Annotated in this window: 15 protein-coding genes; 12 read left to right on the top strand and 3 right to left on the bottom strand. The window is 74.4% G+C overall.

The genetic code is table 11. The features are described 5' to 3' along the window. Positions 1-5 precede the first annotated feature (5 nt). Positions 6-968, bottom strand: a complete 963-nt coding sequence (locus ACF068_RS11360) for a GlxA family transcriptional regulator (RefSeq protein WP_392273963.1) — start codon at positions 966-968, stop codon at positions 6-8. Between the two features lie 70 nt (positions 969-1,038). On the opposite strand from ACF068_RS11360, the gene ACF068_RS11365 reads away from it, so the two are divergent. The 9 genes from ACF068_RS11365 (at position 1,039) to ACF068_RS11405 (ending at position 10,557) form a co-directional block, all read left to right on the top strand. Then, positions 1,039-1,992, top strand: a complete 954-nt coding sequence (locus tag ACF068_RS11365; protein WP_392273964.1) for an NADP-dependent oxidoreductase — start codon at positions 1,039-1,041, stop codon at positions 1,990-1,992. A gap of 184 nt (positions 1,993-2,176) precedes the next feature. After that, positions 2,177-3,364 (top strand): ABC transporter substrate-binding protein, encoded by a 1,188-nt coding sequence (locus ACF068_RS11370; RefSeq protein WP_392273965.1) that lies wholly within the window; start codon positions 2,177-2,179, stop codon positions 3,362-3,364. A gap of 77 nt (positions 3,365-3,441) precedes the next feature. Beyond that, complete coding sequence (locus tag ACF068_RS11375; protein ID WP_392273966.1) at positions 3,442-4,197, top strand: Clp protease N-terminal domain-containing protein; 756 nt, start codon at positions 3,442-3,444, stop codon at positions 4,195-4,197. A gap of 157 nt (positions 4,198-4,354) precedes the next feature. Continuing rightward, on the top strand, positions 4,355-5,065 hold the full coding sequence (locus ACF068_RS11380) for a (Fe-S)-binding protein (protein ID WP_392273967.1): 711 nt from the start codon (positions 4,355-4,357) through the stop codon (positions 5,063-5,065). Further along, entirely contained in the window at positions 5,062-6,480 is a 1,419-nt protein-coding gene (locus ACF068_RS11385) for a lactate utilization protein B (protein WP_392273968.1), read from the top strand. The genes ACF068_RS11380 and ACF068_RS11385 overlap by 4 nt, the downstream gene beginning before the upstream one ends. Further along, positions 6,477-7,115, top strand: a complete 639-nt coding sequence (locus ACF068_RS11390; protein ID WP_392273969.1) for a lactate utilization protein C — start codon at positions 6,477-6,479, stop codon at positions 7,113-7,115. Before ACF068_RS11385 ends, ACF068_RS11390 begins: the two co-directional genes overlap by 4 nt. A 276-nt stretch (positions 7,116-7,391) precedes the next feature. Continuing rightward, positions 7,392-8,825 carry a family 2B encapsulin nanocompartment shell protein gene (locus ACF068_RS11395; protein WP_392273970.1) on the top strand — a complete coding sequence of 478 codons (1,434 nt, stop codon included), beginning with the start codon at positions 7,392-7,394 and terminating at the stop codon, positions 8,823-8,825. Between the two features lie 54 nt (positions 8,826-8,879). Next, the gene (locus ACF068_RS11400) at positions 8,880-9,740 is read left to right on the top strand and encodes a geranyl diphosphate 2-C-methyltransferase (protein ID WP_392273971.1); all 861 of its coding nucleotides are present in this window, start codon (positions 8,880-8,882) and stop codon (positions 9,738-9,740) included. 100 nt (positions 9,741-9,840) lie between these two features. Further along, on the top strand, positions 9,841-10,557 hold the full coding sequence (locus tag ACF068_RS11405; RefSeq protein ID WP_392273972.1) for a helix-turn-helix domain-containing protein: 717 nt from the start codon (positions 9,841-9,843) through the stop codon (positions 10,555-10,557). A gap of 63 nt (positions 10,558-10,620) precedes the next feature. Here ACF068_RS11405 and ACF068_RS11410 read toward each other — a convergent pair whose 3' ends face one another. Next, entirely contained in the window at positions 10,621-13,017 is a 2,397-nt protein-coding gene (locus tag ACF068_RS11410) for a glycoside hydrolase family 65 protein (RefSeq protein ID WP_392273973.1), read from the bottom strand. Beyond that, complete coding sequence (locus ACF068_RS11415; protein WP_392273974.1) at positions 13,014-13,844, bottom strand: HAD family hydrolase; 831 nt, start codon at positions 13,842-13,844, stop codon at positions 13,014-13,016. Before ACF068_RS11415 ends, ACF068_RS11410 begins: the two co-directional genes overlap by 4 nt. A gap of 230 nt (positions 13,845-14,074) precedes the next feature. Between ACF068_RS11415 and ACF068_RS11420 the strand changes: the two genes are divergently transcribed. The 3 genes from ACF068_RS11420 (at position 14,075) to ACF068_RS11430 (ending at position 16,982) form a co-directional block, all read left to right on the top strand. Next, positions 14,075-15,184: a tetratricopeptide repeat protein gene (locus ACF068_RS11420; RefSeq protein WP_392273975.1), complete on the top strand. Its 1,110-nt coding sequence runs from the start codon at positions 14,075-14,077 to the stop codon at positions 15,182-15,184. 140 nt (positions 15,185-15,324) lie between these two features. Next, positions 15,325-16,314 (top strand): polyprenyl synthetase family protein, encoded by a 990-nt coding sequence (locus tag ACF068_RS11425; protein ID WP_392274366.1) that lies wholly within the window; start codon positions 15,325-15,327, stop codon positions 16,312-16,314. 446 nt (positions 16,315-16,760) lie between these two features. After that, entirely contained in the window at positions 16,761-16,982 is a 222-nt protein-coding gene (locus ACF068_RS11430; RefSeq protein WP_392273976.1) for a type A2 lantipeptide, read from the top strand. Positions 16,983-16,991: the final 9 nt, after the last annotated feature.

A 16,991-nucleotide genomic window follows, 5' to 3' on the forward strand; every position in this document is an offset into this window, starting at 1 on the left:
GGCGGTCACACCCGGGGCCTGGACAGGTCCCGGTCGGCGGCCTGGAAGGTACGGCGGTACGCGAGCGGGGCGACGCCGATCGCGGCGTGCAGGTGCTGCCGCAGGGACGTGGCGGTGGCGAACCCCACCTCGCCCGCGACCCGGTCCACCGGCAGGTCGGTGGACTCCAGCAACTGCCGCGCCCGGGCGACCCGTTGCTGGATGAGCCACCGTCCGGGGCTCATGCCCACCTCCTCGCCGAACCGGCGGGCGAAGGTCCGGGTGCTCATCCGCGCGTGCCGGGCGAGGTCGGTCAGGGTGAGCGGCAGGTGCAGGTTCTCCAGGGCCCACTGCCGGGTGGCGCCCGTCCCGCTGTCCGACGTCTCGGGCACCGGCTGCTCGATGTACTGGGCCTGGCCGCCGTCCCGCCAGGGTGGCACCACGCAGGCGCGGGCCACGTGGTTGGCCACCTCGCTGCCGTGGTCCTCGCGCACGATGTGCAGGCAGACGTCCACGCCCGAGCCGGCGCCCGCGGACGTGAGGACGTCCCCGCTGTCGACGAAGAGCACGTCGGGGTCGAGCGCCACATGCGGGTAGAGCCGCCGGAAGTGCGGCACCAGCGACCAGTGCGTGGTGGCGGTCCGCCCGTCGAGCAGGCCCGCCGCGGCCAGCAGGAAGGCCCCGGTGCAGATGGAGACGATCCGGGTGCCCGGGCGGATCCGCGCCAGCGCGGCGGCGGCCGGCGCGGGCGGTTCGGCGGCGATCAGCCCCATGTCGTACGGCGGGATGACCACCGTGTCGGCCGTGGCCAGGGCCTCCGGCCCGTGGTCGACGGTGATCGAGAAGTCCGAGCCGGTGTGCACGGGACGTCCGTCGACGGAGCAGGTGATCACCTCGTACCGGCCGCCGGCGGAGCCGAAGACGCGGTTCGGTATGCCGAGTTCGAAGGGATACACGCCGTCGAGGGCGAGGACGACCACACGATGCATGGCACGATCCTATCGGACCTTGGCAATCGTGCCATTTTCCGGCCGGTCCTCCCCCGGCAGGCTGGTCCGCATGACAACGACAACGACCATGCGCGCGATCAGTCAGGACGTCCTCGGCGGCCCCGAGGTGCTCAAGGAAGTGGAACTGCGGCGCCCCGAGCCGGGCCCGAGCCAGGTACTGGTACGCGTACGCGCGGCGGGGGTCAACCCGACCGACTGGAAGCACCGCGGCGGCCGGATGTTCCTGGGCGACCCGCCCTACGTCCTCGGCTGGGACGTCTCCGGGGTGGTGGAGGCGGTCGGCATGGGCGTGACCCTGTTCAAGCCCGGCGACGAGGTGTTCGGGATGCTGCCGTACCCGTACGGCGTCGGCTCCCACGCCGAGTACGTCACCGGCCCCGCCCGCGCCTTCGCCCGCAAGCCCTCCGGCCTCGACCACGTCCAGGCCGGCGCCCTGCCGCTGGCGGCGCTGACGGCCTACCAGGCGCTCGTCGACACCGCGCGCGTCGAGGCGGGGCAGCGCGTGCTGATCCACGCGGCGGCCGGCGGCGTCGGCCACCTGGCCGTGCAGATCGCCAAGGCGCGCGGGGCGTACGTGATCGGCACCGCCAGCGCGGGGAAGCACGCGTTCCTGAAGGACCTGGGCGCCGACGAGGTGATCGACTACCGGGAGACGGACTTCGCCGAGGAGGTCGGCGACGTCGACGTCGTCCTGGACACCATCGGCGACGAGGACTACCGCGTCCGCTCGCTGCGCACGCTCCGCCGGGGCGGCCTGCTGGTGTCGATCCTGCCGATGGGCGGGGAGGAGCTGGCCGCCCACGCGGAGCGGCACGGCGTCCGCACCGAGCTGCTGCTGGTGGAGGCGGACCACGCGGGCATGAACGCGATCGCCCGGCTGGCCGAGGAGGGCAGGCTGCGGGCGGCGATCGCGGGCACCTTCCCGCTGGCGGACGCCGCCAAGGCCCATGCGCTGGGCGAGACCGGCCGCACCGCCGGCAAGCTGGTCCTCACCGTCGACTGACCCGGCGCCACCGCGCCCTTCCGCCGCCGACCGCGTCCGGCCCCCGCCCGGGGGCCGGACGCGTCGGCGTGCCCCGTGCCGGTCCGCCCCGGCGTACCCGCCCCCGGAGGCGGCCGGAGAGGCCGCGTGGGCGCGGGCGTGCGGCGGGGCGTGACACCTGACCGGCTGGGGCGTTGTCCGGGGCATGGACCGCACGAACACCGAAGAGAAACGCACCTGCTCCCCCGAGCCGCCGACCGTGGGCGTGGTCGTCGCGCGCACCGGGCGGCTGGCGCGGCTGGGCGACCCGCTGGCGTACGCCATGGATCTGCTGGCGCCGAAGCTGCGTGGCCGGCTGCGCCTGGTGGGGCGCGACAGCCGCTCCTCCGCCGCGGGCGCCCGGCGCGCGGTACGGGAGCTGGTGGAGGTGGAGCGGGCGCGGATGGTGCTCACGCTGGCGGGCACGGAGGTACTGCCGGCGGTCGCCGACGCCTGCGAGGAGGCGGGGGTGCCCTGTCTGTCGAGCACGTTCCCGTGGCAGGTGTACGTCCACGGGGGCCGGCCGCGGCGCTGGACGTACCACTTCTGCTGGGGGCTCGACGACATCGCGGAGACCTTCGCCGACCTGTGGGAGGCGGACGGCGGGCCCGGGCGGACGGTCGGGTGCCTGTGGAACGACGGCCCGCAGGGCGGCTGGTCGCGGCACGGGACGCACGGCTTCCTGCCCGCGGCACGCGCGCGCGGCCACCGGCTGCTGGACCCGGCCGGGTACCGGGAGCCGGCCGCCGCGTTCGCCGGGCACGTGACGGCGTTCCGGAATGCGGGCGTGGAGGTCGTCACGAGCGCGGCGACCGGGGAGGACCTCGGGGTGTTCCGCCGGGAGGCCGCCCGGCAGGGACTGCGCCCCCGGATGATCACGTGCTCCCGCTGGCTGGCGTACCCGCCCGCCGGGGACGACGGCGCGGCGGCCGTGGCGAACGTGGCGACGCTCGTCTACTGGACCCCGGCGCACCCCTACCGCTCCTCCCTGGACGGCATGACCGCCGCCGAGCTGGCCGAGGGGTACGAGCGGGCCACCGGCAACCAGTGGCTCCAGCCGCTGGGCCTGGCGTACGCCCTGGTCGAGGTGGCCGCGCACGCCCTGGCGACGGCGGCCGACCCGACGGTTCCCGCGTCCGTGGCGGAGGCGCTCGGCGCGACCCGGCTCCGGACCGTGGCCGGTCCGCTCGACTGGACCTCGGGTCCGGTGCCGCACATCGCGACCGTGCGGCTGTCGGGGGGCCAGTGGCAGCGGGGCCGCCGTCACCCGTACGAGCTGGTGGTGGTCGACAACCGCCGGGTGGAGGGCCTGCCGGTGGGCGGGGAGCTGCTGCCCGTGGACGCGGACCGGTGACCCGCCGGACGCCCCGCCCACCCGCCAAATGTCAACTCGCCGTTGACAGTTGGCGAGTGTCAACCTACGGTTGACGCATGACGCAACCAGTCGGCATGACACATCCCGTACGCCTCGACGACCTCATCGAAGCCATCAAGCGGGCGCACGGCGACGCGCTCGAGCAGCTCTCCGGTGCCGTGATCGCCGCGGACCACCTGGGGGACCTGGCGGACCATCTGATCGGCCACTTCGTGGACCAGGCCAGGCGCTCGGGCGCCTCCTGGACGGACATCGGCAAGAGCATGGGCGTCACCCGGCAGGCCGCCCAGAAGCGCTTCGTCCCCAAGGCGGGCGAGGCCGCGGACCTGGACCCCGCCCAGGGCTTCAGCCGCTTCACCGACCGCGCCCGCAACGTGGTGATGGCCTCGCAGAACGAGGCCCACGCGGCGGAGAACGACGAGATCCGCCCCGCGCACCTGGTCCTCGGGCTGCTGCACGAGCCCGAGGGGCTCGCCGCCCGGGCGATCGTCGCCCAAGGGGTCCTGCTGGACACCGTCCGGCAGGAGGCGGCCGCGACCCTGCCGCCGAAGGCGGACGCGGTACCCGATCTCGTTCCGTTCGACGCGGGCGCGAAGAAGGTCCTGGAACTGACCTTCCGCGAGGCCCTGCTGCTGGGCCACAACTACGTCGGGACCGAGCACATCCTGCTCGCGCTGCTGGAGTTCGAGGACGGGCGGGGCGTCCTCACCGGCCTGGGCATCGACAAGGCCACCACCGCCGCCCATGTGACGGCCGCCGCGGCGGCGGCCGCGCGGGCGGCGCGGGAAGCGCTGGACGCGACGGAGGACTAGGTCGGGTCGGCGACGTCCCGGCCGGCCGCCCGGCCGGAGGACCGCCGACGGCCGGGGCCCGTGGCGCGGGAACACGGTGGCCGGGATCCGCGCCCGGCCACCGGCTCCCGCCGCGCGGGCCCTATCCTCGTCCGGGCAGCGGCTGGAAGGAGCGGCGATGCGCGTCGCGCTGTTCGTCACCTGCGTCAACGACGCGGTGTACCCCTCGACCGGGATCGCCACGGTGCGCCTCCTCGAACGCCTGGGCGTGGAGGTGGACTTCCCGGCGGCCCAGACCTGCTGCGGCCAGCCCCAGTACAACACCGGTTACCGCCCGGAGGCCCGGCGGCTGGCGCGCCGCACGGCCGGTGCCTTCGAGGGCCACACGTATGTCGTCACCCCCTCGGCCTCGTGCGCGGCCATGGTGCGCGACCACTACGCCCGGCTCGGCGAACCGGACCTGGCACCCCGGACGTACGAGCTGACGGAGTTCCTGGTGGACGTCCTGGGCGTGACGGACGTCGGGGCGTACTTCCCGCACCGGGTGACCTACCACCCGTCGTGCCACGGGCTGCGGCTGCTGGGGCTCGGCGACCGGCCGCGCCGGCTGCTGGAGGCCGTCCGGGGCCTCGAACTGGTCGAACTGCCCGGCGCCGAGGAGTGCTGCGGCTTCGGCGGGACGTTCGCGGTGAAGAACCCGGCGGTGTCGGTCGCGATGGGCCGCGACAAGGTGCGCCACGCCGTGGGCACCGGGGCGGACGTGCTGTGCGGCGGGGACAACTCGTGCCTGATGCACATCGACGGCGTCCTCCGGCGCGAGGGCGAGCGGATGCGGGCGCTGCACATCGCCGAGATCCTGGCCGCCACGGAGGAGGAGCAACCGCGATGAGCGGAACGTACCTGGGCATGCCCGCCTTCCCGAGGGCGGCCGCCGACGCGGTGGCCGATCCGGTGCTGCGGGCCAACCTGCGGCACGCCACGCACACCATCCGCGAGAAGCGGGCACGGGCGGTCGCCGAACTGGACGACTGGGCGCTGCTGCGCGAGGCGGGGAAACGGATCAAGGACCGGACACTGCGCCACCTGGACACCCATCTGCTGCGGCTCGAGGAGGCCGTCACGGCGGCCGGGGGCACGGTCCACTGGGCGGAGGACGCCGCGGAGGCCAACCGGATCGTGACCTCGCTGGTGCGGGCGACCGGTGAACGGGAGGTCGTGAAGGTCAAGTCGATGGCCACCCAGGAGATCGGCCTCAACGAGGCGCTGGAGGCCGAGGGCATCGCCGCGTACGAGACGGACCTCGCCGAACTGATCGTGCAGCTCGGCGAGGACCGGCCCTCGCACATCCTGGTCCCGGCGATCCACCGCAACCGCGGGGAGATCCGGGACGTGTTCCGCGACCGGATGGCCGACTGGGGCCGCCCGGCGCCGGAGGGCTTGACCGACGCCCCCGCCGACCTGGCCGAGGCGGCCCGGCTGCACCTGCGGGAGAAGTTCCTGCGGGCCAAGGTGGGGATCTCCGGGGCGAACTTCATGGTCGCCGAGACCGGCACGCTGGTGGTGGTCGAGTCGGAGGGCAACGGGCGGATGTGCCTGACCCTGCCGGAGACCCTGATCTCGGTCGTCGGGATCGAGAAGGTGGTGCCGTCCTGGCGGGACCTGGAGGTGTTCCTCCAGACGCTGCCGCGCTCGTCGACGGCCGAGCGGATGAACCCGTACACCAGCATGTGGACGGGGACGACGGACGCGGACGGGCCGCGCGCCTTCCACCTGGTCCTGCTGGACAACGGCCGCACATCGGCGCTCGCCGACGAGGTGGGCCGCCAGGCGCTGCGCTGCATCCGCTGCTCGGCCTGCCTGAACGTGTGCCCGGTGTACGAGCGGGCCGGCGGCCACGCGTACGGCTCGGTCTACCCGGGTCCGATCGGCGCCATCCTCACGCCCCAACTGCGCGGCACGGCCAGTGAGATCGACGCCTCGCTGCCGTACGCCTCGTCGCTGTGCGGGGCGTGCTACGAGGTGTGCCCCGTCGCGATCGACATCCCGGAGGTGCTCGTCCACCTTCGCGGCGAGGTCGCCGGGCGGGGCGGCCGTGGGCACCGGGCGGAGCGGGCGGCGGTCGGGGCGGCCACCTGGCTGCTGGACCACCCCGGGGCTCTCGCGGCCGCCGAGCGGGCGGCCTCCGCGGTCCGCGGGGTGCTGCCGTCCCGGCCGCCGGGCGCGGGGGCGTGGACCGACGGGCGTGAGCTGCCCGAGCTGCCGGAACGGTCGTTCCGCGACTGGTGGAGGAGGAACCGCGGATGAGCGCCCGCGAGCGGATCCTGGCCCGGGTCCGGGCGGCCGTGGCGGGCGCGCCGGACGCCCCCGAGCCTGCCCGCGACTACCGGGTGAGCCACTCCCCCGAGGACCCGGCGGCCCTGCTGGACCTCCTCCACCACAACCTGGCCGACTACCGGGCGCACGTCCACCGCGCCACGGAGGCCGAACTCCCGGCGCTGGTGGCCCGGTCGCTCGCCGAGCGCGGGGCGGCTTCGGTGGCGGTGCCGCCCGGGCTGCCGGCCGCCTGGCTCTCCGGCACGGGTGCGGAGCTGCGGTACGACACGGCCGCGCGCCCGCTGTCCCCGGACGAACTCGACGCCACCGACGCCGTCGTCACCGCCTGCGCGCTGGCGATCGCCGAGACGGGCACGATCGTGCTGGACGCGTCGCAGGGCCAGGGGCGCCGCGCCCTGAGCCTCGTACCGGACCTGCACGTGTGTGTCGTCCGCGCGCCCGGCCAGGTCGTCGCCTCGCTGCCCCGGGCGCTGCCCAGGCTGACCCCGGCACGGCCGCTGACCTGGATCTCCGGCCCTTCGGCCACCAGCGACATCGAACTCGACCGGGTGGAAGGGGTGCACGGGCCCCGCACGCTGGTCGTCGTCCTCCTCACCGCCGGCTGAGCGGGCGCCGGGCGCGGTGGCGCGCCGGCCGACGGAATGCGTCGCCTCCCCACGCGGGTGCCCGAGGGGGCGCGGGAGGCGGAGAGTGGGCGGTTGCGCGAGCGGGGGGGCGCGCGGACCCGCCGCGCGCTGCGGCGCGACACGCGCACAGCCACGCCAATCCGCCATCACTGTACGTCACGCATATTCACTACGCGTGATGACTCCTGGCGAGGAGCGCGCCCGTCCGGTCGGCCGCCCGCCACGTGGATCACCATACGAAAGGGAAAGCAGCTCATGGCAGTCCAGACACGCCCGGCCCCCGCGGAGCCGAAGATCCAGACGCAGGAGCGGATCCAGCTCAGCCTCAGCACCCGCGCGGCGCGCAACCTCGCCACGACCACCAAGTCCGAGCCCCAGATGCAGGAGATCAGCTCGCGCTGGCTGCTGCGCAAGCTGCCCTGGGTCCACGTGCCCGGCGGCACCTACCGGGTCAACCGCCGGCTGTCGTACGCCGTCGGGGACGGCCGGATGACCTTCGTCCAGACCGGCTCCAAGGTGCAGGTCGTCCCGGCGGAACTCGCCGAACTGCCGCTGCTGCGCGGGTTCGGCGACCCCACCGCGCTGGCCGCGATGGCCGACAAGTTCGTCCAGAAGGAGTTCGAGCCCGGCCAGGTCCTGGTCGAGGCGGGCCGCAAGGCCGACCAGGTCGTCCTGATCGCGCACGGCAAGGTCGAGAAGATCGGCAGGGCCAAGTACGACGACGGCGAGACCCGCCTCGGCATGCTCGCCGACGGCGACTCCATCGGCGGCCGCATGCTGGCCGGCGACACCGGCGCGAAGTGGGAGTTCACCGTCCGCGCCGTGACCCGGACCACCGCCCTGGTGCTCTCGCAGACGGCCTACAAGCAGGTCGCTGGCCAGTACGAGACGCTGCGCGACCATGTGCGGAGCCTCACCTCCAACGGGCACAAGCCGACGAACAAGTACGGCGAGGTCGAGATCAGCTTCCTCTCCGGCCACGAGGGCGAGCCGGACCTGCCCACGACGTACGTGGACTACGAACTCGACCCCCGTGAGTACGAGCTGAGCGTCGCCCAGACGGTGCTCAAGGTGCACAGCCGCGTCGCCGACCTCTACAACCAGCCGATGAACCAGACGGAGCAGCAGCTCAAGCTGACCGTCCAGGCGCTGCGCGAGCGCCAGGAGCACGAGCTGGTCAACAACCCGGAGTTCGGGCTGCTGCACAACACGGAGTACGACCAGCGCATCCAGGCCCACTCCGGCGCGCCCACCCCGGACGACCTCGACGACCTGATCAGCATGCGCCGCAATACCCAGTACCTGTTCGCGCACCCGCGCACGATCGCCGCGTTCGGCAAGGAGTGCAACAAGCGGGGCCTGTACATCGGCAGCGTCGACGTCGGCGGCCACCAGATCCCCGCGTGGCGCGGCATCCCGCTCCTGCCGTGCGGGAAGATCCCGATCACCGAGCACCACACGTCCTCGATCATCGCCATGCGCACCGGCGAGGACAACGAGGGTGTCATCGGCCTCTACCAGACGGGTCTGCCGGACGAGTACGAGCCCGGGCTGAACGTCCGCTTCATGGGCATCGACGAGAAGGCGATCATCTCCTACCTCGTCAGCACCTACTACTCGGCCGCCGTCCTGGTCCCCGACGCCGTCGGCATCCTGGAGAACGTCGAGGTCCGGCCCCGTGCCGAGTAGCCGCCCCACCGCGCCCGGCGCGACCCCCCACGGACCGGCAAGGAGTACCCGAGCATGACCACGACCACCTCCGCGGAGGAGGTGCTGCGGACGGACTTCCAGAAGTCCGTCGCCGCGTACTGGAACACCAACCGGCAGGACCCGGTCAACCTGCGGCTCGGTGAGGTCGACGGCCTGTACCACCACCACTACGGCCTGGGCGACTACGACCCCTCCGTCCTGACCGGCCCCGAGGACACCCGCCAGGAGCGGATCGTCCGGGAGCTGCACCGCCTGGAGACCGCGCAGGCCGACGTGCTGCTGGACCACCTGGGCCCCGTCACCGCCGAGGACCGGCTGCTGGACGCGGGCTCCGGGCGCGGCGGCACCGGCTTCATGGCCAACCAGCGCTTCGGCTGCTACGTCGACGGGGTGTCGATCTCCGAGTACCAGGTGGGGTTCGCCAACACTCAGGCCGAGGAGCGCGGCGTCTCCGACCGCGTGCGGTTCCACTTCCGCAACATGCTGGACACCCGCCTGGAGACCGGCTCCCGCCGGGCCGCCTGGACCAACGAGACCACCATGTACGTGGACCTCTTCGAGCTGTACGCGGAGATGTCCCGCGTGCTGCGCCGCGGCGGCCGCTACGTGTGCGTCACCGGCTGCTACAACGACCTCACCGGCGGCCGCTCCAAGGCCGTCAGCCGCATCGACGAGCACTACACCTGCAACATCCACCCGCGCAGCGAGTACTTCAAGGCCATGGCGGCCGCCGGTCTCGTCCCCATCACCGTCGTGGACCTCACCGCCCGGACCATCCCGTACTGGGAGCTGCGTGCCCGGTCCGCGCTGGCCACCGGCATCGAGGAGCCGTTCCTCACGGCGTACCGGGAGGGCAGCTTCCACTACCTGCTGATCGCCGCGGACCGGGTCTGAGGCACCGGGATCCACCGCACGGGTGGGGGAGCGCTCCGAGGCGTACCGTGGGCTGGTAGGCAGCCCACGGTGGCGCACCTGTGAAGGGACGGTGCCTCCCATGCCCGAGAATTCGCCGTTGCGGGGGCGTGCGACCGGTACGCACGCCCATGGACCGTGCCGGGGGGACATCGGCCGTCGTGTGGCCGCCCGCCGGGAGCTGCTCGGCCTGAGCCGGGAGGAGGTCGCCGTCCGGGCCGGCTCGGCGCCCGGGTACATCCAGTACCTGGAGGAACAGCCGGCCACTCCGGGGATCGGCTTCCTGCTGCGGCTGGCGGACGCGCTGGAGACCAGCGTGGTCGAGCTCACCGGCGGCACCGCCGACCTGCCGCCCGGGGTCGGCCACGCCCCGCTCCACCCCGAGCTGGTCGACCTCGACCTGGACGAGTGCCGCACCCTGCTGGGCACGCACGGGGTGGGACACGTGGCCGTGACCACGGAGGAGGGGCCGGCGATCCTGCCGGTGAACTACCTGGTCACGGACGGCGAGGTCGCCTTCCGGGTGGCTCCGGACGCGCTGGCGCCGCTCACCGGCGACAGCCGGATGGCGTTCGAGGTGGACCACATCGACGACGCGCTGTGCCGGGGCTGGAGCGTCCTGGTGGTGGGCACCCCGCACCGGGTCACCGACCCCGAGGCGGTGCGCGGCCTCGACGACCTGGCGTACAGCACGCCGTGGGTCGGCGGACCGGAGGCCTGCTGGGTCGCCGTCACGCCCGCCAGGGTCAGCGGCAGGCGCGTCGACGTGCCCTACGCCCACGTCCAGCACCACCTGTGACGCCCGCCGCGTGACGGCGGCCCCGGTCGGCCTCGCGCGGGGCGGGGTGAGGCCCGGGGGGCCTCAGGCCGGGAGCGGCAGTTCGCGCACCTCGCCCGGCTCGACCGGCACGACGGCCCCGTCGGCCAGTTCGATGGTGATGGGTTCGCTGCCGGAGCCGGGGACGGCGATGTGCAGGTGGCCCGGCGTCATCCGCAGCCGTACGCCCCAGTGGCCCCGGTAGCGGAGGGTGAAGTCGTACTGCGACAGCTCGGGCAGCGGCACCGGGTCGAGGCGGAGTACGCCGTCCCGGGTCTCCAGGCCGGTCAGGCCGCGCTGGACGAGGTCGAGGGTGCCCGCCATGGCGCCCAGGTGGATGCCCTCCCCGGTGGTGCCGCCCTGGAGATCGGCGATGTCCCCCTCCAGGGCCTCCTGGCAGAACCGCCACGCCTCCGAGCGGCGCACCCGGGCCAGGACCCAGCCGTGCACCAGACCGCTGAGCGTCGAGCCGTGGCTGGTGCGGTACAGGTAGTAGTCGACGGTCCGGCGCCACGTCCCGTCGTCCAGCTCGTGGCCCAGCCGGCGCAGCAGGGCACGCAGCTCGGCCGGTGAGAAGAGGTAGCCGAGCATCAGCACGTCGGCCTGCTTGGACGCCTGGTAGCGGTTGACCGAGTCGCCCTCCGCCTCCAGGATCCGGTCGAGCCGGCGGATGTCCCCGTAGCGCCGGCGGCACCCCTCCCAGTCGAGCTCGGCCAGGTCGCCGAAGCCCTCGAACTGGCTGATCACGCCCCGGTGGAAGGGGACGTGAAGCTTGCGCGAGACGTCCTCCCACAGTTCCAGTTCGCTGTGGTGCAGCTCGGTGCGCTCGGCCAGTTCGCGCCGGCGCGGTTCGGGCAGGTCGCGCAGCAGCCGGAGGGTGCGGGCCAGCACCCAGGTGGCCGTGACGTTGGTGTACGCGTTGTCGTCGAGCCCCGGGTGGTCGGCGTCCGGGTAGGCGTCGTGGTACTCGTCCGGGCCCAGCACGCCCCGGATGCGGTAGCGGCCGGTGCCGGGGTCCCAGGCGGCGCGGCAGGCCCAGAAGCGGGCGATCTGGAGCAGCATCTCCGCGCCCTTGGTGTGCAGGAACTCGGTGTCGCCGCTGGCCTCGCAGTACTGCCACACGTTGTACGCGATGGCCGAGCCGACGTGGTGCTGGAGGTGCGAGTGGTCGGGCAGCCAGCGGCCGGAGCGCGGGTTGAGGTGGAGGAGCTGGGTCTCCTCGCGGCCGTCGCTGCCGCTCTGCCAGGGGTACATGGCCCCGGTGCAGCCCGCGTCGCGGGCGGTGAAGCGGGCCCGCTCCAGCCGCCGGTGCCGGTAGGTGAGCAGGGCCCGGGACACCTCGGGGAAGTGCAGGTTCAGGTAGGGCAGGACGAACAGCTCGTCCCAGAAGACGTGCCCGCGGTACGACTCGCCGTGCAGGCCCCGGGCCGGGACGCCGACGTCCAGGTCGGCGGTGTGCGGGGAGAGCGTCTGGAGGACGTGGAACAGGTGGAGGCGCAGGATGCGGCCCGCCTCGTCCGGAACGTCCAGGGCGGCGCGCCGCCATAGCTGCCGCCAGGCCGCGCGGTGGGAGGCCAGCAGCGCCTCGAAGCCCGGGGCGCGGCGCACCCGGTCGACGGCGGCGTGCAGCGGGTCGCTGATGGCCGCGTCCCGGGAGGTGTGCAGGGCGACGGTCTTGTCGACGACGACCGTGCCGCCGGGCCGCAGCTCCAGGCGGAGGCACTGGTCGACGCGGCGGTCGGCGTGGCGGACCGTGCGCGTGGTGTCCTCGGCGCCCGTGGTGGTCGTGCGGGCCGCCAGGCCGACACGGATGTCGGAGGTACGGGTGCGGCAGCGCAGCCACACCGTGTCGGCGGAGGCGTCGCCGGTGTGCCCGTGGGTGAGGTGGCGGGAGGCGAGCTGGCCGTAGCGGGCCACCCCCGTGTTGGCGACGTTCCCGTCCAGACCGGCCTCGACCTCCAGCGTCCCGGCCCAGTTCTCGGCCGTGAACTCGGTGCGCAGCGCGGCCAGGTGCGGGGAGGCCATGTGCACCAGCCGGGTCTGGCGCACCGCCAGTCGCCGGCCGTCGTCGTCCTCGTAGCGCACCAGGCGCTCCAGGGTGCCGGCGCGCAGGTCGAGCGTCTGGCGGTGGTCGATGAGCTGGTCGCTGTCGGGGCCCAGCCAGGCGCCGGGCTCCGCGGGGTCGCCGACGCGGTAGCGGAGGGGCAGCCAGTTGGGCAGGTTGACCATGTCCTCGTTCTCGACCGTGCGGCCTGCCACGTCGGAGGTGAGGCGGTTGTAGCAGCCCGCCACGTACGTGCCGGGGTAGTGGACCCCGTCGGCGGAACACTCGGGGGCGGCCCCGCGGGTGGCGAAGTAGCCGTTGCCGAGGGTGCACAGGGACTCCCGGAGGCGTTCCCCGGCGGGCGCGTAGCCCTCGTACTCCCAGGTCCAGTCCGTCACGACGGCACTCCTTCACGGGGGGCCGGCAGCAGTTCCGCGAGGTCGTGCACCACGAGGTCGGCGCCCGCGCGCCGCAGCGCGTCCCCGGTGGTGGGGCCTGCCGCGCGGTCGACGCCCACGACGAGGCCGAAGCCGCCGCGCCGCCCCGCCTCGACACCCGCGAGGGCGTCCTCGGCCACCGCACACCGGGCGGGCGGCACGGCGAGCCGGCGGGCGGCCTCCAGGAAGAGCGCGGGGTCGGGTTTGCCGGGCAGCCGCAGCCGGGCCGCCTCGTCGCCGTCGACGCACACGTCGAACAGGTCCGCCACCCGCGCGGCGGCCAGCACCTCGCGGGCGTGGCGGGACGCGGAGACGGCGGCGACCGGGACGCCGGCGCCGCGCAGCGCGCGCACCAGCCGCACGGTGCCGGGGAAGGTGCGTACGCCCCGCTCCCGGAGCAGTTCGGTGAACAGCCGTTCCTTCTCCGCGGCGACCGCCCGGACCGTCGCAGGCGACGGAGCGGTGCCGCGGGCGGCGAGGAAGGCGGCGGCGCCGTCGAGGCGGGACTTCCCGTCCACGTACCGGAGGTAGTCCGCCACCTCGTCGAACGGCGCGAACCGCGGGTCGCCGGCGGGTGCGGCGGCCGGCCGCGGGGCGTCCTGCGGGGCGGGCGGCCGGGGGGACGGCGGTGTGGCGGCGGGCCGGGGGGCGCGGGCGCGCAGATGGGCGTCGAAGGCCGCCTTCCAGGCCGCGGCGTGCACCCGGGCCGTGTCGGTGATCACGCCGTCGGTGTCGAACACCACGGCACGCGTCGCCCACAGCCGGTGGGCGGGAGCCAGATCCGTCATGGGCGGTCCTCCAGCGTCGTGCTCCGGACCTCGGCGGGTTCCCGGCCAGGGCCGGCGTACGCCGGGATCGGTCACCATCCGTCACCCGGAAGTGGAACCCCACCGGTCTCTTGATCCTCTTCCCTCCCAGCAGCGCGCGCAGTCAGCCGGAGAAGACGAGACAGGAAGGGGTGCCGCCGGATGGCCCATCCGCCGTACGGTCCGCGGCCGCCCCTCGGGGAAAGGCAGTCATGTTCAGCAAGGCACTCGCGCCGGAGTACCAGGGCGCGCTCAGCGCGCTGTCGGTGAATTCCTCGCTCACGGACGTGCTGGCCGCGGCGACCGATCAGCTGGTCGCCGCCCGGCGCGCGGGGGACGCCCATGAGATGGCGCGGGCCGCGCTCGCGGTGGCGGAGGCGCACCGCCGGCTCGGCCACGTGGAATCGGCGGACCTGGCGTGGAAGACGAGCTACCGCACGGCCCGCTCCGCCGGGGACGTACCGGCGATGGCGTGGGCACTGTGGAGCGGTGGCACGCTGGCCCGGCAACGGGGGGCGCTCAGGCTCGCCTTCCGGCTGCTGCGGTACGCGGCTGACCTGGGCAAACAGGGCGGTGACATCGTCGCCCAGGGCTACTCGCTGGCCGGGCTCGCGGAGACCGGCCGTATCCAGGGCGACTACGAGGCCGTCGGCGCGCTCCACGACGAGCTGCTCGCCGAGGCACGCCGGCGGGGCGAGGCGCGGCACACGGTGTGGGCCCTGGAGGGCATCGCGCAGATGCACCGCAACAGCGGGCGGTACGACACGGCGTACGCGTTGTTCGAGGAGGCCGCGGAGATAGCCGCCGCCGCCGACGACCGGCGCGGTCACGCCTGGGCGCTGCGGGGGCTGGCGGACATCGTCTCGGTACGGGACGGCGACACCGCCCGGGCGCTGGAGCTCCTCGGCCGGGCGGAGGCGGGCTGCCGGTCGATGGACCTGACGAGCGCCCTGGCCTACAACCACAAGATGCGGGCCAACGTGCTGTACCGGGCGGGGCGGTACGCGGAGGCGCTGGAGACGTACGAGCAGGCGCTGGCGGAGTTCCGCGGGATGGACGAGCCGCGCGGCGAGGCGCTGTCCCGGCTGGGTGCCGTCAAGGCGCGCGCCCGCCTCGGCGCGGATCCCGCCCGTACCGCCGCCGAGCTGGCCGGCCTGCGGGTCGTGCTGGACCGCATGGGCCTCCGCCACGCCCGGGCGATGGTCGACAAGGCCCACGCCGAACTCGGCCTGGCGCCGGTGGCGGCGGGAGGACCGGAACCGGCGGCGGCCTCGGTGCCGGGGCCGGCGGCGGTGCCGGCTCCGCGGGAGGCCCGACGATGACGCTCACGAGCGGGGCCGTGACCAAAGCCGCCGCACCCGGGCCGCGGGTCGCCGGCGCGGAGCCGGCGGAGGGCGCGGGGCCGGAGGCGGCGGAGGGCGCGGGGCCGGAGGCGGCGGAGGTGCTGGCGCGCTGCCGGGACATGGTGGAGCCGGTGCTGCGGGCCCGGGTCGCGGGGATGCACGCGTGGCCCGCCGAGATGGCCGGGTACGCCTTCGGGTGGTGCGAGCACGGCGGTGAGCCGCGTACCGGATCGTCCGGGAAGGGGGTGCGGCAGGCGCTGGCCGTGCTGTGCGCCGAGGCGGCGGGGGCCCCGGCGGAGGCGGCCGTCGACGGTGCCGTGGCGGTGGAACTGGTCCACACGTTCTCCCTCCTCCACGACGACATCATGGACGGCGACGAGACCCGGCGGCAGCGCCCGGCGGCGTGGAAGGCGTATGGCACGGGGCCGGCCGTGCTGGCCGGGGACGCGCTGTTCGCGCTGGCCTTCGAGGTCCTGGCCGGCTCGCCCGGTCCGCACGGCGGGGCCGCGGTGCGGCGGCTGTCCCGGGACCTGGCGGACCTGGTGGACGGGCAGGCCGAGGACCTGCTGTTCGAGGGGCGGCCGTGGACCGGCCCTGGCGCCGTGCCGGTCGGCGCGTACCTGCGCATGGCCGAGCACAAGACGGGTGCCCTGCTGGGCTGCGCGGCCGCGCTGGGCGCCCTGCTGGCGGGGGCGCCCGCGACGACGGTGGACGCCCTGTCGACGGCGGGGCGGCAGCTCGGCGTCGCCTTCCAGGCGGTCGACGACGTGCTGGGACTGTGGGGCGACCCGGCGTCGACGGGCAAGCCGGTCCACGGTGACCTGCGGCGCCGCAAGAAGACCCTGCCGGTGCTGGCCGCCCTCGCCGCGGGCACCCCGGCGTCCGGGCGGCTGGCCGCCCTGCTCTCCGTACCCGGGCCGCTGGAAGGGGCGGAGCTGCGGCGGGCGGCGGACCTGGTCGAGGAGGCGGGTGGCCGCGAGGCGGCGATGGCGGAGGCGCGCGGGCGCCTCGACCTGGCGCGGGCGGCCCTGTGCGGCGTCCCGCTGGCGCCGGAGCCGGCCGGCCGGCTGCTGGCGCTGCTGCCGTACGTGGTGGGCCGCGTCGTGTGACGCCCGGCCCCCGGGCAACGGCCCCGCCGGGGGCCGCGGCACCGGTGCGCCGGCGGGCCGCCGGTGCCGCGTTCCGGCGCGGGCATCCGTTTTGAGGCAATGTCAGCGAATCTGCACACCGAATGTACAGGCGTCACACCGCCTCCCACGGGTCCTCATGACAGCGGCCAGGCGGCCCGGCCGTTGGTACCGGAATGTACCGTTCCGAAATGGCCGGGCCGCAGCCGCCGGAAAGGCACCCGGCCGGCCCTGTGAAGAAGCTGCCACCAAGCCATGGACGCACCTGCACATCGAGGTAATTCGGCACCGGCGGAACGCCGTTGCGGGTACCCGCCGGATTGGCTGAGCAACACGCCCCCGTGCTTTGATCCATCGCACTGCGGCGGTCGCACAAAGGCTCGCTCCGTAGTCATTTCGAGTTGTCCGTGTGAAGGGAACCTCACAGCATGAACCCCCAGATCCAGACCCAGGAGATCTCCGACGCCGACCTGGACGCCGTGTCCGGCGGTCTGCACAGCGCCGTTGTCGGCGGTGTCGTCGGCACCGCGACCGCCACGCTCGACTCGGTCGCCCCGGTCTCCTCCGTCGCCACCTCGGCCGTCGGTGCGGTCGAGTCCTTCGCCGGCCTCAACACCTCGGCCGTCACGGGTCTCGTCGCCGGTCTCTGAGACCGCGCG

Source organism: Streptomyces sp. NPDC016309 (assembly GCF_043077235.1).
Taxonomy (GTDB): domain Bacteria; phylum Actinomycetota; class Actinomycetes; order Streptomycetales; family Streptomycetaceae; genus Streptomyces.